Annotated in this window: 17 protein-coding genes; 10 read left to right on the forward strand and 7 right to left on the reverse strand. The window is 70.0% G+C overall.

All coding sequences use genetic code 11. The annotated features are described in order from the left end of the window. Positions 1 to 133 precede the first annotated feature (133 nt). A complete protein-coding gene (locus tag ACFYPM_RS11160; RefSeq protein WP_387194119.1) occupies positions 134 to 796 on the reverse strand; it encodes an HAD family hydrolase in 663 nt (220 codons plus the stop codon). A gap of 231 nt (positions 797 to 1,027) precedes the next feature. Here ACFYPM_RS11160 and ACFYPM_RS11165 point away from each other — a divergent pair, with 231 nt between their 5' ends. Next, positions 1,028 to 1,390, forward strand: a complete 363-nt coding sequence (locus ACFYPM_RS11165) for a VOC family protein (RefSeq protein WP_387194121.1) — start codon at positions 1,028 to 1,030, stop codon at positions 1,388 to 1,390. A 375-nt stretch (positions 1,391 to 1,765) separates the two neighbouring features. Here ACFYPM_RS11165 and ACFYPM_RS11170 read toward each other — a convergent pair whose 3' ends face one another. Beyond that, on the reverse strand, positions 1,766 to 2,797 hold the full coding sequence (locus tag ACFYPM_RS11170; protein WP_387194124.1) for a macro domain-containing protein: 1,032 nt from the start codon (positions 2,795 to 2,797) through the stop codon (positions 1,766 to 1,768). Positions 2,798 to 3,043: 246 nt separating this feature from the next. Here ACFYPM_RS11170 and ACFYPM_RS11175 point away from each other — a divergent pair, with 246 nt between their 5' ends. Both ACFYPM_RS11175 and zwf read left to right on the forward strand, forming a co-directional pair. Further along, positions 3,044 to 4,945: a hypothetical protein gene (locus ACFYPM_RS11175; RefSeq protein WP_387194127.1), complete on the forward strand. Its 1,902-nt coding sequence runs from the start codon at positions 3,044 to 3,046 to the stop codon at positions 4,943 to 4,945. 331 nt (positions 4,946 to 5,276) lie between these two features. Beyond that, positions 5,277 to 6,770, forward strand: coding sequence for a glucose-6-phosphate dehydrogenase (gene zwf / locus ACFYPM_RS11180; protein WP_387194130.1), 1,494 nt, complete (start codon positions 5,277 to 5,279; stop codon positions 6,768 to 6,770). Positions 6,771 to 6,891: 121 nt separating this feature from the next. Here the strand turns inward: zwf and ACFYPM_RS11185 are convergent, their stop codons facing one another. Genes ACFYPM_RS11185 through ACFYPM_RS11200 form a run of 4 tightly spaced genes read right to left on the reverse strand, consistent with a single transcriptional unit; the run spans position 6,892 to position 10,902 of the window. Then, the gene (locus tag ACFYPM_RS11185; protein ID WP_387194133.1) at positions 6,892 to 7,815 is read right to left on the reverse strand and encodes a hypothetical protein; all 924 of its coding nucleotides are present in this window, start codon (positions 7,813 to 7,815) and stop codon (positions 6,892 to 6,894) included. After that, positions 7,812 to 8,921 carry a hypothetical protein gene (locus ACFYPM_RS11190; protein WP_387194136.1) on the reverse strand — a complete coding sequence of 370 codons (1,110 nt, stop codon included), beginning with the start codon at positions 8,919 to 8,921 and terminating at the stop codon, positions 7,812 to 7,814. The genes ACFYPM_RS11185 and ACFYPM_RS11190 overlap by 4 nt, the downstream gene beginning before the upstream one ends. Beyond that, positions 8,918 to 9,364 carry a DUF4188 domain-containing protein gene (locus ACFYPM_RS11195; RefSeq protein WP_387194138.1) on the reverse strand — a complete coding sequence of 149 codons (447 nt, stop codon included), beginning with the start codon at positions 9,362 to 9,364 and terminating at the stop codon, positions 8,918 to 8,920. Before ACFYPM_RS11195 ends, ACFYPM_RS11190 begins: the two co-directional genes overlap by 4 nt. Next, positions 9,361 to 10,902, reverse strand: coding sequence for a phenylacetate--CoA ligase family protein (locus ACFYPM_RS11200; protein WP_387194141.1), 1,542 nt, complete (start codon positions 10,900 to 10,902; stop codon positions 9,361 to 9,363). The genes ACFYPM_RS11195 and ACFYPM_RS11200 overlap by 4 nt, the downstream gene beginning before the upstream one ends. Positions 10,903 to 11,231: 329 nt before the next feature. Between ACFYPM_RS11200 and ACFYPM_RS11205 the strand changes: the two genes are divergently transcribed. The 4 genes from ACFYPM_RS11205 (at position 11,232) to ACFYPM_RS11220 (ending at position 15,977) form a co-directional block, all read left to right on the forward strand. After that, positions 11,232 to 12,023, forward strand: coding sequence for an SCO2525 family SAM-dependent methyltransferase (locus tag ACFYPM_RS11205; protein WP_387194144.1), 792 nt, complete (start codon positions 11,232 to 11,234; stop codon positions 12,021 to 12,023). Between the two features lie 220 nt (positions 12,024 to 12,243). Further along, positions 12,244 to 14,085, forward strand: coding sequence for an SCO2524 family protein (locus ACFYPM_RS11210; RefSeq protein WP_387194147.1), 1,842 nt, complete (start codon positions 12,244 to 12,246; stop codon positions 14,083 to 14,085). Continuing rightward, positions 14,086 to 15,015 carry an SCO2523 family variant P-loop protein gene (locus ACFYPM_RS11215; RefSeq protein WP_387194149.1) on the forward strand — a complete coding sequence of 310 codons (930 nt, stop codon included), beginning with the start codon at positions 14,086 to 14,088 and terminating at the stop codon, positions 15,013 to 15,015. It begins immediately after the preceding gene. A gap of 5 nt (positions 15,016 to 15,020) precedes the next feature. Further along, positions 15,021 to 15,977 (forward strand): SCO2522 family protein, encoded by a 957-nt coding sequence (locus tag ACFYPM_RS11220; RefSeq protein ID WP_387194446.1) that lies wholly within the window; start codon positions 15,021 to 15,023, stop codon positions 15,975 to 15,977. Between the two features lie 6 nt (positions 15,978 to 15,983). On the opposite strand, the gene ACFYPM_RS11225 is transcribed toward ACFYPM_RS11220, so the two are convergent. Then, entirely contained in the window at positions 15,984 to 16,940 is a 957-nt protein-coding gene (locus ACFYPM_RS11225) for an SCO2521 family protein (RefSeq protein WP_387194151.1), read from the reverse strand. A 295-nt stretch (positions 16,941 to 17,235) separates the two neighbouring features. Between ACFYPM_RS11225 and ACFYPM_RS11230 the strand changes: the two genes are divergently transcribed. The 3 genes from ACFYPM_RS11230 to ACFYPM_RS11240 all read left to right on the forward strand — a co-directional run bounded on the left by ACFYPM_RS11230 (position 17,236) and on the right by ACFYPM_RS11240 (position 23,825). Further along, positions 17,236 to 21,450, forward strand: a complete 4,215-nt coding sequence (locus ACFYPM_RS11230; RefSeq protein ID WP_387194153.1) for a HEAT repeat domain-containing protein — start codon at positions 17,236 to 17,238, stop codon at positions 21,448 to 21,450. 76 nt (positions 21,451 to 21,526) lie between these two features. Beyond that, complete coding sequence (locus ACFYPM_RS11235; protein ID WP_387194155.1) at positions 21,527 to 23,323, forward strand: RyR domain-containing protein; 1,797 nt, start codon at positions 21,527 to 21,529, stop codon at positions 23,321 to 23,323. After that, entirely contained in the window at positions 23,313 to 23,825 is a 513-nt protein-coding gene (locus ACFYPM_RS11240; protein WP_387194157.1) for a hypothetical protein, read from the forward strand. The genes ACFYPM_RS11235 and ACFYPM_RS11240 overlap by 11 nt, the downstream gene beginning before the upstream one ends. The last annotated feature ends 167 nt before the right edge of the window (positions 23,826 to 23,992 follow it).

Here is a 23,992-nt window from a genome sequence, read left to right on the forward strand (position 1 = left end):
CCTGGTCTGCGCCGCCCGTGGTGACATCGGTAGCCGCTGCCCATACTGTGCCGGCCCGCTACCTACGTTGCGCGCACCGCCGCCACCGCCGCCACCGACGTCGTCGTCGTCGACGCAGCGGCCGAGGACGTGACTACCGGATGATGTCGCAAAGGCCGGTCAGGTCCGTCATCTCGTATTCGACGGTCCTGTCGTCCGGCAGGGCGTGCCCGCGGTGGTTGATCCACGCCGCCGGGATGCCGGCCGCGTGCGCCCCGCGCACGTCGGCGCTGAGCGAGTCACCCACGTGCAGCACCTCGTCCGCACCCAGGTCCAGGGCGGCGAGCGCTCGGGCGAACATGGCCGAATCCGGTTTGTAGGCGCGGACGTCCTCGCTGGTCACCACGGCGGCGAAGGTCAGGCCATGGTGCGCCACTGCCGCGTCCAGGTCGGCGCGGTCGACGTCGGACACCACGCAGATGGGCACCGTGGCCCGGGCGAGGAACTCCTGGGTTCCTGGACGCATCGGCGGCGACTGCCAGTACGTGAACTGCGCCCGGCACAGTTCGGCCGGGTCACCGGCGCAGCCCACCTCAGTCATCACCGTGGCCAGGCTGCGCATCGCGCAGTCTCGAAGCGTCCGGAACCGCGGGCCGGCGGCGACCGCCTCGTACTGCCGCGCCCAGGCATCCAGGACGTCGCCTGCGGAGACGGATGTCGAGGCACCAGCGGCTACCTGGTCAGCTATCGCCTGCATGATCGCGTCGTCGTCGTCGACCACCGTGCCGTAGAAGTCCAGCAACAGTCCCTTGATCACGTTCGCAGCGTAGTCGTCGTGCGCAGCCGACGGGCCAGGACGACCAGCACGGCCGACCAGGCGGCACGAATGGCAGGAGCGCCTATTCGTTCGACGCGAGTTCTTCCCACAGGACGGCCGCTGTCGGTGCGCGTCACGCACCCTAGCCAGAGCGGGCCAGCGTCGGCATCTGGATCCGAGATGAGTGCGCCCAGTGGAAACGGGCAGCACATCGTCGCTATGGTCAGTGTCGTGGGGACACTGGGCCGACTTGCCGGAGTCACGGTCGACTGCCGGGATCCGCAGCGGCTGGCCGACTTCTGGTCGGTGGTGCTTGGAGGACGCGTGACGGAGTCTCTTCCCGGATGGCGGCGCGTCACTGTCGCCGGGGGCGGCCCGGTGCTGACATTCCAGCCGGTCCCGGAGCCCAAGGCCGGCAAGACGCGACTACACCTCGACATCGCCGTCACCGACGTTGACCAAGCGGTCGATCGGATCGGGATGTTGGGCGGGCGGTGGACAGGTGAACGGCATGACTACCAGGAGGGCGCAGTCCTCGTCATGACCGACCCGGAGGACAACGAGTTCTGCGTCGTGCAGTACTACCGGGTGTGATCTGGTTAGCTTTCGACCGAGCATCCGAGACCTGCTGATGGCGTCGTACGCACCGTCGTCGTTGCACACTGTGGACAAGCGGCCGCGAGAGCGTGGGGCCGTCGACACACCCTTCTGCCGCTGTCTGCGCGTTGCAGGTTTGTCCGTAGCACTCGGTGACCGCACCGAGGCACCGGCGCACGCTCTCACGGAGTCAGGGTCGCGTGGGCCTGGAAGGTGGAGTCCAACGTTCGCCAACGCCGGACTGCAGTGCGAGTGACTGGACGATGCCGAGGACATCACGGGCCGGAGCGCGGGCTGCCCTGTCTTTCCGGCCGGCCGTCACCAGCCAGCCACAGGACGATGGCTGCGATGGGTCCCGCGACCGTGTGACTGTCACGAAGGGGCGGGCTGCCTGCCGATCACGTCCGGGCAGATGTCGAGGACACGACGGCAAGCGGTCAACTCGGCATCGGTGTAGGCCAGGAAAAGTATTCGCTCGGGGGCGGCGGCCGACGAGCGGGTCAGGTAGTCGACGGCAGCCAGTAGGAGAGTGCGCGCGATCTCGTCCAAGTCGCCGCCCGCGGTGCCCGCACCAGCCAGCGGAAAGAGAACCACGCTGGCGGGGGCGATGGAGGTGCCGTCGGGCAGGACAGGATGCTCGGCCGCTTTCAGGGCGTGATGCACCGCCTGGTCAAGGTCGCGGATGGGTCGATAGCCACTGCCGGGCTGACCTTCCACGGCAGCCGAATGGATGATCATGCGTACACCGTGGGTCTGGGCCAGTTCGCCGGCCGAGGTGACGATCGCGATCCCAGGGGTTACGGGCCGTCGCTCGCGGACAGCGGCGGCCAGCGCGTCGGCGATGACGTCGTTGAGCACACGGCCGCTCACGTCGCGCCGCGAACCTTCGTAGCGGATGATGCCGGACATCGAAAAGTCGTGGATACGGGACATCATCAGATCGGTGTTCTCGGAGTTCACCCAGGCATCAGCGGTAGTCACCCGGCGTACGTCGCCGGTGATGATGCCGACCCAGCGCCTGCCGGGGCCAGCCGTGCGGCGCAGGCGGTACCAATGGGTCTCCTGGCGACCGATCACGGTCGGCCGGGGTGAATCCGCAGGGGCTGCCTTCCGGGCTGCGGTGGCCTCGCGTTTGTCACGGTCAGCGGCCCGGTTGCCGGCTCGCAGCGCGGCGGTCCACACCAGAAGCACGAACGCGCCGGCGCCGCCAAGGGTCACCCCGAACATCGTGCCGTCGGCGGTGGACGACGGGAACAGCGAGAAGGTGACCAAGGTAGCGGTCAGGGCGGCGCACAACCAGACGAAGACGAAGAGGGTATGCCGCACGCCGACCGACGACGGCCGCGTCGCCCACCACAACGTCGCGAGGCACAGAATGAGAAAGACGGCGGCGGCGACGCTCACGACCAAGACAGGAACCTCGATTCCAGTCGGAGGATTCCAGGGTAACCGGCGTGTCACAGCGCGTACCTGACACCGAGGACGAGTGCGAGGCTCACGGCACGGGCTCGCCGACGTCACCGCCTACGGCATCGATGTTTTTGCTGGCGAACCGCAAGCCGAGCACGAGCCGGACGCCGCAGCTGGCCGCGGGCTGGCTGGACGGGCCGTGACCCGGCAGTTGTCGACCTGATGGGGCACGATGGACGGGTGTCGGCCTTCCCCGCCCTGCACGACCCGCCCTTCGTACCCGACCTGAACGCTTGCCGGAAAGCAGCCCGTGCGGTGCGCGCGACGCCGAGCTGGCCGCAGGTCAAGGATGCGGTGCGCCCGCCCGGCGTCGGCATCCACCGGTCGCGTCCACCGCTCGGCCTGTTGCTGTACGGGGCCGCCCGCGACGGTCGTCTGGTCTGGCGCTCCACGGATGAGTTCGCCCTGATCGAGCCGCCGATCGCCCGGGGACGGGAGTGGGCGAGCAGTGATGCCGGACGCACCTGGTCCGGCCGCCTGGCCCGCTGGTGGGACCACCTGATGTTCGGTCTCCCGCCGTTCCTGCTGCTGATCCTCAGCGTGCCGACGTCGATCGTTCCGCAGGTGGGCACTCTCCTCGCACTGCTGCTCGTCTGCGTCGCGCTGCTCTACATCGCGGCGCAGATGACCCTCGGGCTCGTCCTGCGTTCCTTGAGGCGGATGCGGGGCACGTCCGAGGACAGCGCCCGCGGCCTGCACTGGACTGTGGTCCTGTTCCACCTGAGCGACCCGGCAAAGGCCGATCGGCTGCTGCGGGCCGCCCTCGACCGATCGCAGCTCCTGACGAGGGACAACATTCGACCGGACGTGGCCCAGGGCACGCATGCCCTGATGTGCCTGGAGCACGCGATCACGACGGTGGAGGCCCGGCGGGCTGTCTCGGCCGCACCATCGGCGACCGGCTCGGGTCCGGCCGGGTCCGGCGTGCACGTCGTGCTCGACGGCGGCCGGTTCGTGCCGCCGGATCCGGGGGCACATCGACCCATCAGCTTCGTTCCGGTGCTCCTGACCGGTACGGCACTGGTCGTCGGGGTAGGCGGCCTGCTCACGGCGAACGCCGAGGCCGCCGCGTGCGCCGCCGCACGGACCTGCGCCGACCGGCCGGCGACCTGGATCGACGCCTCGACCTGGCTGATCTACCGGATGGTCCTCGATGATGCCGGCTTGACACCGGCGACCGCGCAGGCGCGGATCTTCGGCTGGCTGATGCTGCCGCTCGGCCTGACCGTCCTGTTCTGCATCGTCGTCGCGGGTTGGCGGCAGGCGAGCACTTTCAAGAGACGACAGGAGAGTACGTACGCCCATTGGGAGACGACGATCAACCGGCGCATCCGCGTTCTCGTCCTGACTGTGCTGGACATCGAGCGGGACGCCGTCACCAGCGCGGTCACCGCCGCGAACGGTCAGCAGGCCGAGCCCGACACGCTGGGCGGCTACCCGATCTTCCGCCTCGGCCGGCTCGGTGACCACGGCACCGAGGTGCTGCTCGCCCAGTCCGCACAGGGCATCGTGACCCCAGCCGCGATGATGCTCACCGCGGAACGGCTCATTCCCGTCGTTCAACCCGACTACGTGATCCTGGCCGGCATCTGCTTCGGGCTGTGGTCGCGCCGGTACGACAACGGCAGACAGGAACTCGGGGACGTCGTCGTCTCCGAGTACGTGCAGAATGTCGACCACCGGAAGGTCACCGACGAGGACGGCAGCGAACGGATCGTCTGGCGCGGCGAGCGGGTCCAGGCGAGCACCCCGCTGCTGCTGGCGCTCATGGCGGCGACACACGGATGGACCGGCCGACCGGTCCACTTCGGCACGGTCCTGTCCGGCAGCACCCTCGTCAGCAGTGCGACGTTGCGCGCGCACCTGCGCCGGGAGTTCGAGGAGGCGTCGGCCGGCGAGATGGAACTGACCGGGGTCTACGTCGCCACTGCCGGTCGCCGCTGCGGCTGGATAATGGTCAAAGGCATCTCCGACTGGGGCACCGGCGAACTGACCGACGACACCAGGCGGTCCGCGTCAGAAGCCGCCGCCGCCTTCATCGTGCAGGCACTCACCGTCGGCACGCTGCCGGTGCCACCGTGAAGCTGACCAGGTGAGTAGATAGTGATCGGGTCAGGACCCCGCAGGGTGGCAACGCCCCGGCCTGCGGGCACCTGTCCCGATGGCAGTCGGCCCACCGGAGCCGTTGACCTCTGCGGGCTGCCTGGCCACGACCATTCGTACCGCTACCGCGTACGCCGAGAGGCCGCACCGGATGACCCACCCGTCAGCCCGGCATGCGACGCTCAAGCCCCGTGACCAACGGGCCACGCCGCGTGGTTCCGGCCACTACCGTCAAAGCCCGCACAATTCCTGGCGTGACAGCACGGCATTCCTGAACACCACACCCCTTGTGCCCGGAGGATCGCAGACCATGGACCACGCAGCCCAACTCATCCAGGAGCGGAGTGCCCCGCCGGCCACGCTGGTGATCTTCGGTGCCTCCGGTGACCTGACCCGGCGCAAGCTGCTGCCCGCAATCGAGAGCCTGGCTCGGCACGAGCGGCTCCCGGACCAGTTCGCGCTGGTCGGCGTCGCGCGCACGTCGATGACCGACGAACAGTTCGCCGAGAGCCTCCTCGGCGAACGCACCCTGGCCAGCAAGCGCCAACTCCAGGGCGGCGTACGGTACGTGGCCGGCGGCTACGACGACCCGGAGACCTACAAGCGGCTCGTGGAGACCCTCGACGAGCTGGACGCGCAGCGGGGCACGTCCGGCAACCGGCTCTTCTACCTGTCCACCCCGGCCGGGGCCTTCGAGCCGGTGATCAACGGACTGGCCGGTGTCGGGCTCAACCAGCCACGCGAGGGCTCCTTCTCCCGCCTGGTCATCGAGAAGCCGTACGGGCGCGACCTGGTCACGGCCCGCGAACTCGACGGCGTCGTGCACAGCGCGTTCGACGAGCACCAGGTCTTTCGTATCGATCACTACCTGGGCAAGGACACCGTCCAGAACGTGCTGGCGCTGCGCTTCGCGAACTCGATCTTCCAGCCCATCTGGGATCGCTCCTGGGTCGACCACGTGCAGATCACCGTCGCCGAGACCCTCGGCGTCGGCAGCCGCGGTGGCTTCTACGAGGACGCCGGCGCGATGCGGGACATCGTGCAGAACCACGTGCTCCAGGTCCTCGCGCTGGCACTGATGGAGCCACCGGCCTCATTCGAGGCTGAGGGCCTGCGCAACGAGAAGGTGAAGCTGCTGCAGGCGATCCGGCTCCCCACCGACCGGGACATCGCCGAGGCCGCGGTCCGGGGCCAGTACACCCGGGGCGGCACCCGCGAGGAGCTGATGGCCGGCTACCGCGAGGAGGCCGGCGTCGACCCCCTGTCGCGGACCGAGACGTACGCCGCGATGCGGCTCAACGTGGACAACTGGCGCTGGGCCGGGGTGCCGTTCTACGTACGCACCGGCAAGCGCCTGCCGGCCCGGCTCACCGAGGTGGCGCTGCAGTTCCAGCGGCCACCGCACCTGCCGATCCCGACCGACCAGCTCACCGGCCTCGATGCTGACGCGCTGATTCTGCGGATCCAGCCGAACGAAGGCATCTCGCTGCGCTTCGGTGCCAAAGTGCCGGGCCACTCCTTCCGGGTCCGCACCGCCACGATGGAGTTCTCCTACGACCAGACGTTCGTCGAGGAGTCCCCGGAGGCGTACGAGCGTCTGCTCCTGGACGCGCTGATCGGTGACGCGTCGCTGTTCATCCGCAGCGACGAGGTGCAGCAGTGCTGGCGGATCGTCGACCCGATCATCGACAACTGGGAGAAGGACAAATCGCCGATCCCCACCTACGAGGCCGCCTCCTGGGGCCCGACCGACGCCGACCGGCTCATCGGCCGACACGGCCGCAAGTGGCGCAACTCCGCCTGACCCACCGGCACCAGAGGGGTCAGCCTGCGCCTCGGCCAACCCCGACCGCATCGCCCGCACCGCTGGACGCGCGGTCAGTTGCGGGAACTGCCAGCACCGTGACCGCTACCCACGACTGGAGCTATTGCGGCTGGGTCGACGGTTGCTCGCCGCGTCGGGCGGACCGGACCGGGGCGGTGCGGGGTCGGCCGACCCGAAAGACCGCGAGCGGAAGGCCTGCGACCCGCTCGGCGAGCCGACCGGCGGTCGCGGGGCAGTCGATGAGCTGGCTGAGCGGATGGACCGCCAGCCCGTGCCGGGCGAGAGTCAGCCACGTACGCAGCAGGCGCCGGCCGGCGCTGATCCGGTCGTCGTCGGCGGCGGCGAGGAGGACCAGGACGCTGCCGTCGTAGCGCAACAGGCCGCGCCCGCTGGCGGCCAGCAGCGCCGGCAGGCCCAGTCGGCGGGTGACGGGGTACGCGCGCAGCGCGGCGGACAGGACGCGCGCCTCGGTCCGGGACAGGTTGAGCGCTCGGTCGGTGAGTCCGTCGAGGTGGTATCGAGGGTGGCGTGGGCTCAGGCGCAGCCAGTCCCGCAGCTCGACCGCGACGGCAGGTGTGCCGAACATCCACCGGTCGGCGACGAGCAGGTCCGCTACGAGATCCCGGGTCGGGACGTGCGCGAACCCCGGTTCGAGGTCGGCGAGGACGGCGTCGTCGACGTTCCCGGGTGTATAGGGACCGCGGGCGACCCGGCGGGCCTCGATGTCGGCGATCGTGAACGGAGTCGCGTACCGGTGTGCCGCGGGGACCAGTCGTGGACCGGGCGCCACGGTGACGGTGAGGCCGAGTTCGGCGGAGACGATGAGGCAGGTCTCGACGAACGCGCCGATGCCGAGGGCCAGGTCCCGCCCGGTCGGGTCGGAGTCGGGCAGGCGGCGGGCCGGATCGACGTCGATGCTGATCTCGTCGGTGTGGTACTCCGGTCGCCACGGTTGCGTGTTGTGCGCGCTCGGTGCCCGGCGGCAGATCGCCTCGGTGGCCCGCAACTGCTCGACCCAGCTCACACGGCGCCTCGCTCGTAGAAGGTGTACCCGTGCAGTGGCCGCCCACCCGCGCGCCGGTACTGGGCGGCCGAGGCGACGTTCGTCCGCTCGACGAAGGTGCTGCGCAGCGTCCGGTAGCCGTTGCGGGCGAGGTTGCGGTGCAGCTCCCGGGACAGCAGCGTCAGGTACCCGTTGCCCTGCTCGTCGGGCACGGTGCCCTTGATGATGAGGACCGCGTCGCGCCGGTACCGGCGGCGGGTGGCGAGGAGCCGGAGCTGGTTGCGGACGCCGAGCCGACCGCCGACGCTCATGAGGTATTCGGAGATGTCGGGCACGGTGACGACGAACGCGACGGGTCGGCCGGCCTTCTCCAGCCAGAGCAGCAGCGCCTCGTCGAGCAGGAACGCCAGGCCGTCGGTCTGCTCCGCCAGTTGCTCGGCGGAGATGTCGGTGTAGTAGCCCAACTGCGCGAAGCTCGCGTTGAGCATCCGGCGCAGGATCGGCAGTTGGCGGCGCAGGTGCCACCTGGAGCCGTGCCGGATGACGAGCTGTTCGGCGGCCATCCGGGCATCGTCGAAGGCGAACCCCTGGTCGGTCCCGGCCGGCGCACCGGCGGTGGGCCGAGCAGCCGTGGCCGTACCGCCGAGGTCGACGAGCCAGGTGTCGGCCTCGAAGCGACGGTGGAAGCCGTGCCGCTCGTACATGTCCGGGTAGTAGGCGGGGTTCCACGCCGAGTCCACGAAGCCACGGTCGGCGAAGCCTGAGGTGATCACCCCGCCGGTCTGGTTCGGCAACAGGGCCACCGGCCCGAACAGGGGTCGATCGCCGGCCCGGGTCTCCACCGCGTCCATGATGGCGGCGAAGACGGCGTCGTCGTCGACGAACTCGGTGTGCCCGAACAGCTGCCGCGGGCCGACCTTGGCGTCGAAGGGCGCGCTGCGGTGCATGCTGGTGCGGCCCACGACCTCGCCGCGTCGGTCGCGGACCACGAACAGTTCGGCGGCGTCGCAGTGGGCCGCGATGACCGATGACACCAGGGGTACGTACCTGTCGGTCGGGTGGAGTCGGAGCGGGAAGTCGACGAATTCCCGTAGGTCGGCCCGCGACTGCACGGGTTCCAGCCTCATGCGCGGTGCACCGGTGGGCCGGACGTCTCGCGGGAGAGCGGGGTGAAGGTCGCAATGTGCGCCATGCCGTCGGACTCGGCGCGCCAGATGCCGTTGCTGTAGCCCTCGGGCTCGGCGTTGTAGAGGCGGATGTAGCCGCCTGTCGCGTTCGTCGTGCCGTGATCGGTCACCCAGCACATGAGGTCACGGTGATGGCGGCTGCGGGCGAACGTCAGGAGCGCGTCACGGTCGCTGAAGAAGGCGATGGTGCCGAGTGTGAACGGGAACTGGTAGTAGACGGTGTGCCAGCGGTATCCGTCCATTCGTCTCATCTGCCGGACCATTCGGAACCAGGTCCGGGTGAGCGTGATGATCGAGCGCGGCCCCCGGTAACGGGTGGCGCCGACGAACATGGCTGTCGCCTGACCCACCGCGGGCGCGGCGGAGAAGTCGGTCGTCCTCATGCCGGCACACCCTTCACCAGGTAGACGTTCTTGATTGTGGACGCCGAGTCGGCGAACGGGCCGGTGCCGTACTCGTGGACCTCCACCCGCAGGTCCGCCGCGGACGGGTCCTCGGCGAGGGACTCGGCGAAGTCCCGGCTGACCTCGGCGAGGTGGCGCAGCACTCCCACGCGGCAGGTGTCGGAGAGGGTTCGCCGCTGCACCGGGTCGAGCGCCAGACCCTCGCGGAGTTGCAGGTTGACGACCGGCCGGCTCTCCAGGTCGGCCTGCTCGGTCACCGCGAGGCAGAAGCTCTGCAGCAGGTGCGCCTGGGGATTGCCCGCGTAGAGCCCGTACTCGACGTCCTGCGGGTAGATGTTGGCGCCCAGGTACGAGATCGTGCTGTCCTTGCGGCCGTACAGGAACAGCAGTGGTAGGCGCATCCGGTCGACCTGCCAGGCACGGTCCGCGGCGGCCCGCGCCGCGGGGTCGGCGATCGCGGCCAGGACATCCGGGTACGACATCAGCCGGCCCTCGTCGCCGATGTTGTAGCGGACCCGGGGATTGAGCACCGCCGTGGAGTTGATCGTGCAGAGCACCTCGTGGTCCGCTGTGGTCTCCAGGTAGGTCTCCAGCGGGTTGTACTGGAAGACCATCGGCAGCCGGTGCTCGTCGGCGCCGAGCAGGGCGGTCCGCAGCGCGGTGTCGGTACGCAGCTGTCGGCGCACCCAGACGCTGAAGTCGCTCTCCCCGGCCATGCCGATGGTGAGGTCGCTGGCCCCGTAGCCGGAGCGCACCTTGACGAAGCGTTCCTCCAGGTAGTCACGCAGCGCCTCGGTCATCCCCTCACCGCCGACCAGTCCGCTGATGCGGTAGTCGGCCCAGGGAAAGCCGTCGGCGTCGAGCTTGTCGCGGAGGTGTTTGAGAAACGGCGGGTAGGCGGTGACGATGTAGTCGAAGCCGGGGCCGAAGTACGACAGGGTGTCGACGATCTTCCGCAGGTCGGGTCCCGTGTTCTTGACCATCGCGATCTTCGACATGGCGATGCCGGTGTTGGTGCCGGTGGCCCAGGCGCCCATCGAGTACGCGTTGATGACGAACCGGCGCTTCGACGGGAACACCATCGTCGCGTAGCCGGCCAGGTTCTTGTGCACCGAGCGCAGCTCGCGGCGGCTGCGGATCCAGTTGAAGGGCTGCCCGGACGAGCCCGACGACTCGTCGACCACGCTGCCGACGATCTCGATCTCCCCGTGCCGACAACGCTGCGCCTCCGGGTACGCCTGCACGTACGACCGCTTGTCGGTGGGCGGGTAGGACGACAGATCGAACCAGCGGAACCGCCAGTGGTGGCGGCGAAGAAAATCGCCGTACGCGGGCACGTCGATCGCGGCGAACTGGCAGGTCATCCAGGCGTGCAGCCGGGCGAAGCGGCCCAGGTAGGGCCGGTACTGACGTGCCGTGAGCCGCCACACCGCCGGATGGATCCGGTAGAGGGTGTAGAGCCAGGTCAGGGCGAAGCTTGCGGCCCGCAGCGTCCACCGACGCAGGAATGTCACCACGCGGCAACACTATTGGCCGGTCGAGCCGGCCACCTGAGGGCAGGTACTCAGTCCATCGCCCTCGCCGCGACCGGCGCAGGCGTGCTGGCCACCGCCCCCGCCGCCCCGGCGGCCACCTCCCACGCGTCGGCCGGGAGCTGGTCTCGGGTCGGTCCACACCGGCGAGATCTGCATGTCGACATCCGGCCACCGTCCTGTCGTCGTCATTCCCGGCCGATGGTGAAGTCCCTACACTTGTGGGCCAACACCACCTCTGCTACATAATGGGCAGTGCGGTGAGCGCCGCTTCAGCGACCGCGGTGATCCGCCAACCCGATGGAGGCCCGTCTATGGCGTTGACCCCGGCGACTGGGGGCGGTTGCGGCGAGTCGACACCACGCTCGCCAATTCAGTCACCGAGGCCGGTCAATTCCGACGTCGAGTGGGACAGCTTCGACCCGCAGGCTTATGTCCGGCACAACTACGCGGATCTGCGGTCCGACGATCGGGAGATCCTCTGCCGCGTCCGAGACTTCTTCGCCGAGGCGAAACTCTCCGACGCGCGGTGCGTCGACGTGGGGTCGGGAGCGAATCTGTACCCGGCGCTGTCGCTGCTGCCGTTCGCGAAGGCCGTCGATCTGTGTGAGTGGTCGACGGCGAACGTGGACTGGCTGCGCACCCAGGTCGACAGCTACGACGAGCTCTGGGACCCGTACTGGCGGGTGTGCGCGGAGCACCCGGCGTACGCGGCACTGGCGGACCCGCGCCGGCGCCTGGCGCAGGTGGGCCGGGTGGTGCGGGCCAGCGTCTTCACCCTGCCGAGGCACGCCTGGAGCGCCGGCACGATGTTCTTCGTGGCCTGCTCCATCTCGGCCGAGCGGGCCGAGGCCGAGCACGCGATCGGTCGGTTTCTGGACGCGCTGCGGCCCGGGTCGCCCTTCGCCGTGACGGTCATGCTCGGGTCGCTCGGCTACAGCGTCGGTCGGCGAACGTTCCCGGCGGTGGCGCTGCAGCGCGCCGACGTGGTGGCCAGCATCGCAGCCGGCGCGTACGACCTGGACGTCCACGAGGTGCGACCCAGGCCGCCGCTGCGGGACGGGTATCTGAGCATGCTGCTGGCCACCGGCCGTACCCGCGGATAGCGCCGACACGTGTCGGTGGGATACGCCGACGTCGTGCGGTACGGCACGACGTGGCGGCGCGGCATTGCATCGCATCCGATTGGCCGCAGCGCCGACACACGCGGCCATCGAAGCCTTCAAGTGGCACTCGACTGGCCCGCTACCATGATGCTGTACGCCATCGTGGGCACGGCAATACCAGCGGTTTCGAGTCGACCACTACAACAGACGGCGGTGGATCATGCGGATGCAGCCGCGCCAGGAGATCCTCGACATCTGGCGGGCTACGGTTCGCAGTTGCTGGGCGAACGGTGAATGGCACTGGGGCAGCCGAAGTGGTAGCAACTCGATCAGCGACGCGGAGCAACTGCTGACCCTGTTGCTCCCCGCGGCCAAGGTCCCGGTGTTGTCACTGGACGACCCGGACCGCGCCGACGAAGAGGTGATCGACGCGCTCAGCCCGCTCGGCGGCGCGATCGAGATTCCCCGCCGCCTGGTCAGCGTGATGATCGACTATTTCCGGCGGTACACCGACGACGCCGGCACTCCGATCTTCGCCGGGGGCAGTTACCTCACCCCGCTGGAGGGCGGTCCGGAGCTCACCGACGAGCAGCGTTCCCTGGACATCGTCGACTCGTTCGCGGTGTCGGTCACCCTCACGCTGGCGACGATCGGTTTCGTCAAGGTCTACCGCGGCTCCACCCAGCGGCGCGATCTGTTGGCGCAACTGGACGAACTGGACGCGATGGCGAGCGTGCGCCTCACGGCGGCGATGGTCGGCCTGCTCCGCAGCTTCAGCACCTTCGTCTTCACCTCCACCGACGAGTACGGCATTCGTCTGTGCGACATGGTCAACCAGGACGAGCTGCCGCGCCGCGAGCTGGTGGCCGCCCTGCGCGAGCAGTTGCGGGACACCATGGCGAGTCTGCGTAGCGTCATCATCGGGTCGGGTCGGGTGACCGAGGACCTGGACAACAGCGAGATGCTGTTCGAGTGCGGCTGGTCGTGGGGGCTCATCTCCGGGGCCGAGGAGGTGCCGACCACCGAGCCGATCGGCCGGCAGCGTGCGGGCACGGCGGAGAACGCCCCCTACCTCTACTTCACGGTCATCGCGATGGACGCCATCGAGGACCTGAACTCCGAACGCACCCGGCTGCTCGGGTTGCTCAACGAGGAGCAGCAGCGGCTGTCCCGGGCGCTGCAACTGCGTTGGGAGCTCACCCGGACGTACTGGGCGACGGTGGCGACCTTCGGCAACCGGCGGCGGTGGCCCATCGAGGACATCCCCTGGCGGACGACCGACGGTGACCGGACCGACTACTACACCCTCCAGGCCACGTCGCTGGCGGTGAAGGGCCTGATCGCCGTCGGGCGCGGCGGTGACGAGGAGCTCGGGCGGATCGCCTCGGTGCTGGTGGAACTCGCGCAGCGGGCGCGGATCACCCGGCGGGCGTCGCCCGGCGAACCGGCGCTGTTCGTGCACGCGCCAGGCAAGCGGGTGACCCTGAACGACGACACGCCAAAGCCGATCATGACGTGGAACGTGAACGAGTTCTCCACGGTGCTGCTCCAGCGGGCGGCCACCGTCGCCGGTCTGCTGAGCAACGCCCGCCGGCGCAGTGAACTGCTCGAGCTGGCCGACGAGGTGTGGGACCACCTGCTGCTGCGGCGCATTCCGGACGGCCGGCACCAGGGGCTGTGGGACCACGCCGGTGGTGCTTTTCCCGGCCTGGCGCCGAAGCCGGGCGCACCCTCCTGGTATCTGACCGAGCGGGTGGTGCAGGCGCTGGTCACCTCCGGTCAGCTGCTGTGGGAGCGGCCGTTCCCCCGAGCCGGCCGGCTGGCCGGCTACGCGCAGGACCTCATCGACGAGGCCGAATACCTGTTCGACCGGGAGTTGATGCGCGGCACCTTCGACGGTGAGGCGATGCAACGCAGCATGCGCAGCATCCGAGCCAGCCTGGGCCGGGCGCAGCTGCTGGTCGACGAGCGACCGGGCACGGCGGCCGCCCTGGTGAACACTCTCCTGTTGTTGCTCAACGACGTCGCCACCGGGCAGCAGAAGGCCAGCGAGGGGATCTGAATGCTGGTCTTCGTCACGTCACACAAGGGCGGCACCGGGCGGTCGGTGACCGCGGCGAACATCGCCTACCGCAGCGCCTTGTCCGGTCGCCCCACCTGCTACCTGGATTACGACTTCGGCTCGCCGACCGCCGGCATCACGTTCCAGATTCCGCAGGCCGTCAATGGCGTGGAGGGCGCCGGACCCAACGGTGGCGGCCTGCACCGATATCTGCGCGGGGAGATCCCGTCGCCGGAGCAGTTGGACGTGTGGGGCACCTCCGAACGTGCCAGCCTGCGGCAGCGGCCCATCGGGTCCGGTCCGCTGGTGCTCCTGCCGGGGCAACGCAACGGCAGCGAGTTCGGTTTCACCAACGACATCGCCAAGCGCTGCGCCGAGCTATTCCTCCGCCTGGAGGAGGAGTTCGACCTGACACTTGTGGACCTCAGCGCCGGCCGGTCGTACGCCAGTCAGATCGCGCTGGCCGCCACCGCGACCTCGACCCTGCGCAAGGTCGCCGTGCGCTGGTTGGTCTTCCACAGGTGGACTCCCCAGCACGTCACCGCCGCGGCGGACCTGGCCTTCGAGGCGGGTGGGATCGTGGCCATGGGCAAGGAGTACGGCCACGAGCCGGACAAACTACGGGAGTCGCTGCGCTTCATCCGTACGGCGGTGATCGACTCACGGGGTCCGGAGGTCGGCCACCTCGGCCTCGCCCAGCAGGCCTTCCTGCGCAAGTGCGACGAGGAGCTGTCGGAGCTGGCCCGACGACGGGGTGTCGGGCGTACGACGCTGCTCGGCGTGGTGCCGCTGGATCCTCTGCTGCAGTGGCGGGAGCAGCTGATCTCCGATCACGACGTGCAGGCCAAGATTGCCAACGTCAAGACGGTGGACGCCTTCGTTGACCTGACCGAGAAGCTTTTCGACGAGACGGCATGGGACACGGCGTGATCGGCATGGATGTCAGGTTCCAGGAGGCGGCTGCGGTGCGACGTACAGAGAGCGTGGCGTACTCGCATCTGTCCGTGGAGCTGGGGCACTTCTACGCGGAGGACTTCGGCGACGGGTGTGAGGAACTGCGGCGCAAGTTCGAGCGGATCGCGGACTGGTCGGCCGCGATCCCGGCCCTGGCCCGACGAGGGCTGCCCGCACACCGCGAGCCGCGGATCAGCACCTGCTTCATGTTGGACGACTACTTCCACCGCTTCGGCACCCCCCGCGAGGTGATCCCGCAGGTGCAGAGCGCCGCGGCGGAGCACGGCCTGATCCTGGACTACGTGGCCCGGGAGTCCAGCTTCGCCCGGCACGACGGTGCCGAGCTGGCTCGGTTGGTGGTCGACACACTGGTGGTGGAACCACCTCGGCACACCACCGGGAGTCGTCCGCCGCTGATCGAGTCGGGCTGGCTGTCCAACGGTAAGCGGTCCCCCGGGCACGTCGACGCGCCGGCGATGACCCTGCCACGTCCGTGGTCTCCGCCGTTGCAGTCCGGCGATCCCCGGCACTCCATCTTCGTCGACATCGAGCTCTGGTCCGACGAGTCGGACGCCCGGGTGTGGGCCTGCGCCCTGCTCGCCTCGGTCTGGCAGATGACCCGACTCGGCGTGCTCCGGCACCAGGGCGAGACGATGACGCAGCCGTGCCGGCTGACCGGCGAGCTGCCGACGGACTGGGACGAACTGCCGGCGATCGTCCAGCTGAACCCGGCGGCCGCGCCGTTCTGCGCGTATCGGACGCTGACCCTGATGGGCACCCAGTACCTGCCGGTGGAGCTGGCCGTACGGACCATCCTCGGCCAGGTGGCGGTGCCGCCGGCGGTCGCGCAGCAGGTCGCCAAACGGGCCGGCGGCGAGGGCTTGCACCTGCCCAGCGAGCTGGTCGACCGGTTGAGCTACGTGTTCATCGGCGACTGAGCGCGCTCAAGGCCCGCACGGCTCGTCGACGGTCACCCGGCCGGCCAGGTCGCGCAGCAGCGCCATGTTGCTCACGCTGATCTGATCCCGGATCCAGTTGACCGACGAGTTCCACTGACGGCTGAACCCGGGTACCTGCTCCAACTGGTCCCAGATCGGCCGCAGCCGCGGGTGCACCCGCGCGCCGGGCAGCCACAGGTGCAGCAGGTGCTCCAGCACCGGCCGCAGCCGCTCGACGTGCTCCTGCCCGGAGGCCGATCGGGTGACCGCGGACTCCACCAGCGAGGACAGCATGGTCAGCAGCCAGTCGTGCAACGCGAGATCCTCGCAGAGCCCCGCCACGGCGGCCGGCACGTCCTGCGGGTCGAGCACGAGTTCGACCGTGCGCAGGGTGGGCGAGTCCACGGTGACCACCGCCGAGACGTCCCGGTTCGGACGCTCGTCGGCCTGCGCGGTCCAGCGCAGCCGGGTGCGGGCGGTGCGCAGGGGCGGGCGCCGGTCCAGCAGGTCGGACATCTGCACACCGTCGAGCACGCGGCCGGTGATCGCCTCCAGGTTCAGCACGTCGGCGTTGTTGCCCTGCAGGAAGCCCGCGCTCAGGTCGGCGACGTCCAGCTTGCCGACCGTCTCCAGCACGCCGGGGTTGGCCAGATAGTGCGACCACGGCTGGCGGCGCTCGCCGGCGACGACGTGGATGACCGAGGAGGCCTGCACGATCCGGCCGCCGGTGATGACGGCCCGGGTGACGACGGCTCCCACCCCCCGCAACTGGCGCTTCCTGGCACTCGGGAGCCAGCAGTCGACACCGGTGCGGACATCGGGTGACACCGCGTACAGCGATGGCCGCCGGGAGGTCAGCACGGCCTCGCCCTCGATCAGGCTGAGCACCTCGGCGCTCTGCTCCTGGGCCAACGCCGTGCTGTGCTGCAGAAGGCTGGTGTGCACCTCACCGACCGTGAGCATGGCTTCCTCCGCAACGCTGCCACCGACCCGCGCTCATCCCGCGGTATGCGGCTCATGCTGATTGATGTACACCCTCGCGACCGGCACGGACACGGATCCACACCGGACAACCAAAACTTCACGATTACGAGATTCGACCGCCCGGATCCGTATCTGTTGATGGCCATCATAGGCCCGGGGTCGGCGGGAATCCCATGTACGGCCGGCGTTCGGAGTGTTCGCGGTCGGACGGACGTGACAGCGGCTGATATTTTCAATGGTGCGGTCGCCAGCCACCCCCTGGAGTTTGCCGTTCATGAAGGTCTACATTTCGGCCACCCAAAAGGACCTGCTGGAATACCGCGCTGCCGTGCACGCCGTGGCTCGCCGTCTGGAGATCGACGACGTGGCCATGGAGGCGTACGGCGCCGACATCCGGCCGCCGCTGGAACGCTGCCTCTCCGACGTGCGCCGGTGCGACCTCTACGTCGGGCTGTTCGCCTGGCGGTACGGGTTCCGGCCGCCCGGCCAGGAGTCCTCGATCACCGAGTTGGAATACCGGGAGGCGCTCGCGGCGGGAAAGCCCTGCCTGGTATTCCTGCTCGCGGAGGACACACCCTGGCCGGTCGACATGATCGACCGGGATGCCGACTGGCAGCAGATCGTCGCGTTGCGCCGTGAGCTCAAGGAGCGCCACCTCTGCGCCTTCTTCTCCGGCGTGGACGACCTCACCGCCAAGGTGACCGCCGCACTGGCCGACGTACGCAGCGGCAGGTCCCCGGCGCGCGAGCCCGCCGACCCGGACACCCACCTGCCGACGGCCGTCCGCAACCAGTACTACAAGCAGTTGTCGCTGAGATACCAGGCCGTCTCGGTGGACGCGGTCTCACCGCGTCCCACCATCGGCTACCTCACCGTCGGGCTGCCCAAGGTGTTCGTGGAGCCCCGCGTCCACGAGGACGCGCGACCGGAGATGCCGCTGGCGTGGTGGCGTTGGGCCGGTTCCACACCGGGCGACGACGTCGGCGGGCTGCCCGGGGTGGTCAACCCGGAGGAGGTGGAGCGGCTCTGGGAGGAGTACGCCGCCAAGGACGAGCTGTCGTTGTTCGACGTGGTGTCCGACCCGGGCCGGCGCACGATCATGCTGCTCGGCGACCCCGGCTCCGGCAAGTCCGCGGCCGCGCGGTACCTGGCGCTGACGCTGGCCGGGGTCTGCGTCGAGCCTCGACTGAGCGCGCTGGAGCGGTACCTACCCGTTCTGATCGAGCTGCGCTCCTACGCCACCCATCACGGGGACGGCCGGTGCGACGGCTTGCTCGACTATGTCGGCCACCGCCACCAGCAGGGGCTGGCCGGTATCGACCAGGACGTGCTGGAGGCGTACCTGCGCCAGGGCGGCCAGGCGCTGTTCCTGTTCGACGGCCTGGACGAGGTGTTCGACCCGGCGCAGCGCGAGGAGGTGGCCGCGCAGATCGCCACGTTCGCCAACGAGTACCCGGGCGTGCTGACCGTGGTCACCTCGCGGGTGGCCGGCTACCAGCGGCATACCCTTGCCAACGCGGGCTTCGACCACTTCACCCTGGAGGATCTCGACGACGAGCAGATCGCGAGGTTTCTCGGCAACTGGTACCGCTACGTGATGCCCACGCCGGCCGCAGAGGCGGAGCGGCAGCGGCGGCAGATCCTCGACGTGGTGGGCAGTTCCCGGGCGATGCGCGAGATCGCCGGCAACCCCCTGCTGCTGATGCTCATGGCGATCGTCGGCCGGGGTCACCCGCTGCCACGCAACCGACGCCGGCTCTACGCGCACGTGACCGACGTACTGATCTCCGAGTGGGATGTGACCAAGCAACTGCGCGAGAGCCACGGCGACGTGCCGTCGCTGGACCTGCAGGCGAAGCGTCGGCTGCTGCGTCACCTGGCGTACTGGATGCAGGTCCGCGAGTCCGGCCCCGCCGGCAACTACATTGAATCCGACGAACTGGCTCGCATCTTCCGGGACCACCTCGTCGCGTTCTACGGTTTCGAGAATGAGCGGGCGCTCGCCATGGCTTACTCGATGATCGACAAATTGCGGCAGCGAAGTTTCATCCTGGAACGGTACGGACTGCGACTGTTCGGGTTCGTGCACCGCGCGTTCCTGGAGTTCTTCTGTGCCGAAGAGATCGTGGACAGATGCGAACACGACAAGGCCAATTGGGGCCCCGATCGTCTGCGTTCACTGTTTCGCGACCACTGGGCCGATCCGTCGTGGCGGGAGGTGCTTCGACTGGTCGCCAGCGCCCTGCCCGCCCAGATCGCCAACGAGCTGGTCACCCTGCTCGCCACCGAGGCCACCCAACCGTGGCCGCCGCTGAACCTGACCGGCCCGCCGTGGAACCTGGTGCTGGCGGCGCAGTGCGTGGCCGAGGCGCCGCAGCCCGCCGACCTGGCCGGCGCGGGCGACGCCGTGCTGCGCCAGGTTGTACGTCTCATCGAGCACGGCATCTCCGCCGATGACCCGAACCTGGTGGATCTCACCGAGCAGGAGCTGCTGTCCTCGATTCGGGCGCTCGGCCCGAGTTGGCCCGGCCGGGAGATCTTCCTGCACTGGTACCGCCGCCGCGGGGTGCGGACCAGTTGGCGATCCGGCTCTGCCTTCGCCACCCGGATCGCGGCGGTGCTGTCCACCGCCGAGGAGCAGATCGAGGACCTGCTCGTCCGGGAGTTGGGCCAGGGTCGCGAGCGGCAGGCCCACCTCACCCTGGTCGCCGGGCTGGCCGAGGCCGCCGGCCGCCTCGAGGCCACCGGCGGCAGCAGTCGCCGATGCCGGGACATGCTGCTCGCCCAGGCGCAGGCCGAGGTATCCACCGCGGTGCGGCAGGCCGCCGTACGCGCACTGGTCGCCCACTTCGGCGCCCACCTCGACCTCGTGGACGTGCTGCGCGACCTCGCCCACTCCCCCGATCCCGCGGTGCGGGCGCTGGCCGTGCAGTCCCTCGGCACCCGGTCCGACCTCTCCGACGACGTCCGCCAGGTGTTGGCCAGGGCCACCGGGGACAGCGCCGCCGCAGTGCGGCGAGCCGCCGCCGTAGTGCTCACCGCGCGGTGCGCCGACCTGCCGGACGCACCCGAGACGATGCAGCGGCTGCTGGCCACCGACACCGACCCCGGTGTGGTGCAGTGCGTGCTGAAGGGTCTGCTGGTTCTGCCGGAATCCGCCGAGAGCGCACGAGACACGGCGTTGCAGCGGGTCACCGGCGACGCCCCGGACGAGGTCCGACGCTGCGTTCTGATCGAGCTGCTGCCCGAGCGACCCAGCCCGGAGAGCACCGAGCTGTTGCTGAAGCTGGCCTGCTCGGACCCGTCCGCGCGGATCCGCGCGGTCGCCGTGCAGCGGTTGGCGCTCGTCCCCGACCCGGAGGGGCGCTGCCGGGCCCGGCTGATCGATCAGATCGAGCAGGACGAGGAGTCCTCCGTGCGGGCCGCCGCGGTCACCGCTCTGATCGATCAGGACCGCGCCGACGACACCGGGTGGACCGTGGTGGCCCGCTCGGCTCACGTCGACGAGGACGCGACGGTACGCCTCGCCGCGGTGCGCGCGCTGGCCGAGGCCTACCCCGACCACCGCACCGGGGAACTGCTGTTGGAGAGCGCTCGACGCGATCCGACCGCGAGCGTCCGGCTCGCCGCCGTCGACCTGCTCACCGGGCGACCGCTGTTCGGCCACGCGACCCGAGATCTGCTCATCGGCCGCGCCTCCCAGGAGCGGGACCCGATCGTCCGGCTGCGGGTCACCCGAAGCCTGGCCCGTCTCGCCGACCCACCCGACCTTGAGGTGCGGGAGTGCCTTGCCGACCAGGTCAGTCGGGACCCCGACCCCAACGTGCTGTGCGCCGCCGCCCAGGCGCTCGCCCGCCACGGGGACGCCCCGGGCCTGATGGAGACACTGTGCCGGCGGGCGCGCCGAGACAGCTACGTCGGCATCCGGTTGGCCGCCGTGCAGACCCTCTGCGCGTACGGGAGCCCGGAGCTGGTGACCGACGTGCTGCTGGAACGCGTCGAGTCCGACACCGACCCGACCGTGTTCGACGCGGCCGTGCGCTGTCTGACCAAGCATGGCTCGGCGTCCATGGCGGTGACGCTGCGGCTCATGCGCCGCCTGTCGGACCAGGACCCGGCGATCCGCGCCCGCATCGCCGCCGCGCTCGGCGAGCACTTCGGCGCCGACCCGGAGGTTCAGGTGCTGCTGGTCGGGCTGGTTCGCGACGATCCGGCCCTGGAGGTCCGCCGCCGGGCGGTGGAGCAGCTGGGCGCCACCCTGGCCGGCCGCACAGGGGTACGGGACCTGCTGCTGCGGCTGGCTGACGACGATGACTGGGAGATCCGCCGGACCGCGCTGCTCGCGTTGACCCGTCACTACGATCGGGACACCCGGACCCGGGAGGTGCTCGTGCGGCTCGCGCACCAGGAGGACGACGGCGCGGTGCGGCGGCTGGCCGGACAACTGCTGGCCACGCTGCCCGACACCCGACCCGACGACTTTCCGTGATCGACCCAGAGCCGTAGGTGCACCCGCGGGCGCGTCAAGCGACGATCCGATCGACCTCGTCAAATACCATGAGCTCATGACGGATCCGGTCGCCGGCTCGTCCCGCCCGACCGGCTGGAGCCTGCGAGTCCTCTTCGGAGTGATCGGGCTGACCGCTCTCGTCCTCGGCTATGCCGGCTTCGAGCGCCTGCTCCAGGCCCGACCGGACGTCGCCCACGATCCGTACGACCTGCTCTACTACGACCTGCAACTCTTCGTCTTCGGCGCCGAACCCTTCCAGGACGCCGGTCCCTACCCGTGGCAGTTGCAGGTCGCCCGGTTCGCCGCCCCGCTGTTCACGCTCCTGGCCGTGGCCGAGGCCAGCCGGTTGCTGCTGGCCGCCGAGAGTCGCCGCCTGCGCGCCCGGCGGGCACGTGGTCACGTCCTGGTCTGCGGCGACTCCCAGTTCGCCCACATGCTCGCCGACCGGCTCTTCGCCGACGGCGAACGTGTGGTGGTGGTGCGCTCCGAACCGTTCGGGCCGCTGGAGTACCGGTGGCGCCGGTACCTCGGCGTGGTCGGCGACCCGACCAGCCCCGAGGTGTTGCGCGGCGCCGGCCTGCCCCGAGCCCACACCATCTACGCCTGCAGCGAGGACGACGACCGCAACCACGCGATCGCCAACACCGCCAACCGGCTCATCCAGGACCGACGGCAACCACCACGGGTCTACATCCTGGTCCACGACTCGGAGATGTGCCTGTCCCTGCAGGCCCGACGACTCGGTGCCGCCGGATCCAGCCGGCTGCGGCTGGACTACTTCCACGTCGACGACGTCGCCGCACGCGCACTGCACCGGCACCACCCGCTGCCCAGCGCGGAAGACCAACCGACCCGGATCCTCATCGCGGGCACCGGCACCTTCCGCCGGGCCCTCCTGGTGGAGACCGCCCGGCACTGGCGCGCATCCTGGGCCGACACCCCCGCGGGCGACGCCGTGCCACCCCTGCGGGTGGACGTCGTGGCACCGGACGCCGGCACCGAGATCGCTCTGGCGTCGTCGCGTTACCCGTTCCTGGCCACCGTCTGCCAGCTGACCGCGTACGACCTGGATCTCGACGGTGTCGTCGGTCTCGGCCGGGGCCGCTACGACCGCATCTACATCTGCGCAGCGGACGAGATCGGCGGCCTACAGTTCGTACTGGACACGCCCGCCCTCTGGCAGGGTGCCGAGAGTGCCGTGTTCGTGCCGGTCTACCGGCAGGCGGCGCTCGCCGCGGCCTTCCACGGCGACTCCCGTCACGACCTGCTCGACGAGGTGCACGGCAAGCTCCGCCTCTATCCGGTGCTCACCCACGCCTGTGACGCCCGGCTGATCGCCGAGGACCTCACCGAGCGGCTGGCCCGGCTGATTCACGAGCGGTACGTCCAGGCCCAGCAGCGCGCCGGGGTACGACTCGGCGATGCCCCGGCGATGGTGAACTGGTCACGACTACCCGAGTCGTTGCGGCGGGCCAACCGGGCCCACGTGCAGGACATCGCCGCCAAGCTGTTGGATCTCGGTTGCGTCGTGGCGCCCCGCCACGGTGGCACCGGTGACGCCTCCGCCGGGCAGGCCATCGACGACCGGATCGAGGAACTCGCCCGCCTGGAGCACGACCGGTGGTGCCGGGAACGGCGCGGGGACGGCTGGACGTACGGCGACCCGCGCGATGACGCCCAGCGGCGGCATCCCGCCCTGCGGCCGTGGGAGGAGCTGCCGTCCGACGTGCAGGAGCAGAACCGCGAGGGGATCCGGGCACTGCCCGACGTGCTGTCCGACAGCGGGTTCGAGCTGATCCGGCTGACACCCCCGGTGCCCGCGCAGCGGAGAGGCCCGCGGGATGCCGCCTGACCCCGGTCCGGTCCGCGTCGGCGTGACCGGGCACATCAACCTGACCCGCGACACCGAGTTGCTCGTCGCCGACGCCCTCCGCGTCGAGTTGGGCCGGATCAGCGACCGTCCCGTACACGGTGTGACCTGCCTGGCGGCCGGCGCGGACCAGGTCTTCGCGCGCACGATCCTCGATCTGGGCGGCACGTACGAGGTGATCCTGCCGGCCCGCGACTACCGGGTCGCGGTGATCAGGCCGGAGAACCGGCTGTCCTTCGACGAGCTGCTCGACCGGGCGGCAGCGGTCGTCCACACCGGTTACGACCGCTCGGGCACCGCCGCCTACGTGGTCGCCAATCGGGAGCTGGTCCGACGGGTGCAGCGACTCGTGGCGGTGTGGGACGGCAAACCGGGCTGTCACCCCGCATCGACGGACCGGACCATCGACTGGGCGCGGCACCACGGCGTCCCGACCACGATCCTCTGGCCCGCCGGTGCCCGCCGAACGCCCATCGAGGGCTGACGGGCCGGTCCCGCTGTCGGCGGAGGCGCCGATCTGACGGCCTACCTCGCGCAGCGCCAGGCCGGCCAGCAGAACCCGATCCTCTTCTCGGCCGGGGACGACTCACCCTCGCCGCCAGTGGCGGTCCGTCCATCGGTCGTCGCGGACTCGACTCGGCCCGTGGCTGA

The sequence above is a fragment of the Micromonospora sp. NPDC005203 genome, assembly GCF_042872705.1.
GTDB lineage: Bacteria > Actinomycetota > Actinomycetes > Mycobacteriales > Micromonosporaceae > Micromonospora.

Coding starts and splice junctions, on each gene's coding strand:
- ACFYPM_RS11230 (WP_387194153.1), top strand. CDS start 17,236: ATGAAGGTCTACATTTCGGCCACCCAAAAGGACCTGCTGGAATACCGC.
- ACFYPM_RS11210 (WP_387194147.1), top strand. CDS start 12,244: ATGCGGATGCAGCCGCGCCAGGAGATCCTCGACATCTGGCGGGCTACG.
- ACFYPM_RS11195 (WP_387194138.1), bottom strand. CDS start 9,364: ATGAGGACGACCGACTTCTCCGCCGCGCCCGCGGTGGGTCAGGCGACA.
- ACFYPM_RS11225 (WP_387194151.1), bottom strand. CDS start 16,940: ATGCTCACGGTCGGTGAGGTGCACACCAGCCTTCTGCAGCACAGCACG.
- zwf (WP_387194130.1), top strand. CDS start 5,277: ATGGACCACGCAGCCCAACTCATCCAGGAGCGGAGTGCCCCGCCGGCC.
- ACFYPM_RS11235 (WP_387194155.1), top strand. CDS start 21,527: ATGACGGATCCGGTCGCCGGCTCGTCCCGCCCGACCGGCTGGAGCCTG.
- ACFYPM_RS11190 (WP_387194136.1), bottom strand. CDS start 8,921: ATGAGGCTGGAACCCGTGCAGTCGCGGGCCGACCTACGGGAATTCGTC.
- ACFYPM_RS11205 (WP_387194144.1), top strand. CDS start 11,232: ATGGCGTTGACCCCGGCGACTGGGGGCGGTTGCGGCGAGTCGACACCA.
- ACFYPM_RS11220 (WP_387194446.1), top strand. CDS start 15,021: ATGGATGTCAGGTTCCAGGAGGCGGCTGCGGTGCGACGTACAGAGAGC.
- ACFYPM_RS11240 (WP_387194157.1), top strand. CDS start 23,313: ATGCCGCCTGACCCCGGTCCGGTCCGCGTCGGCGTGACCGGGCACATC.
- ACFYPM_RS11215 (WP_387194149.1), top strand. CDS start 14,086: ATGCTGGTCTTCGTCACGTCACACAAGGGCGGCACCGGGCGGTCGGTG.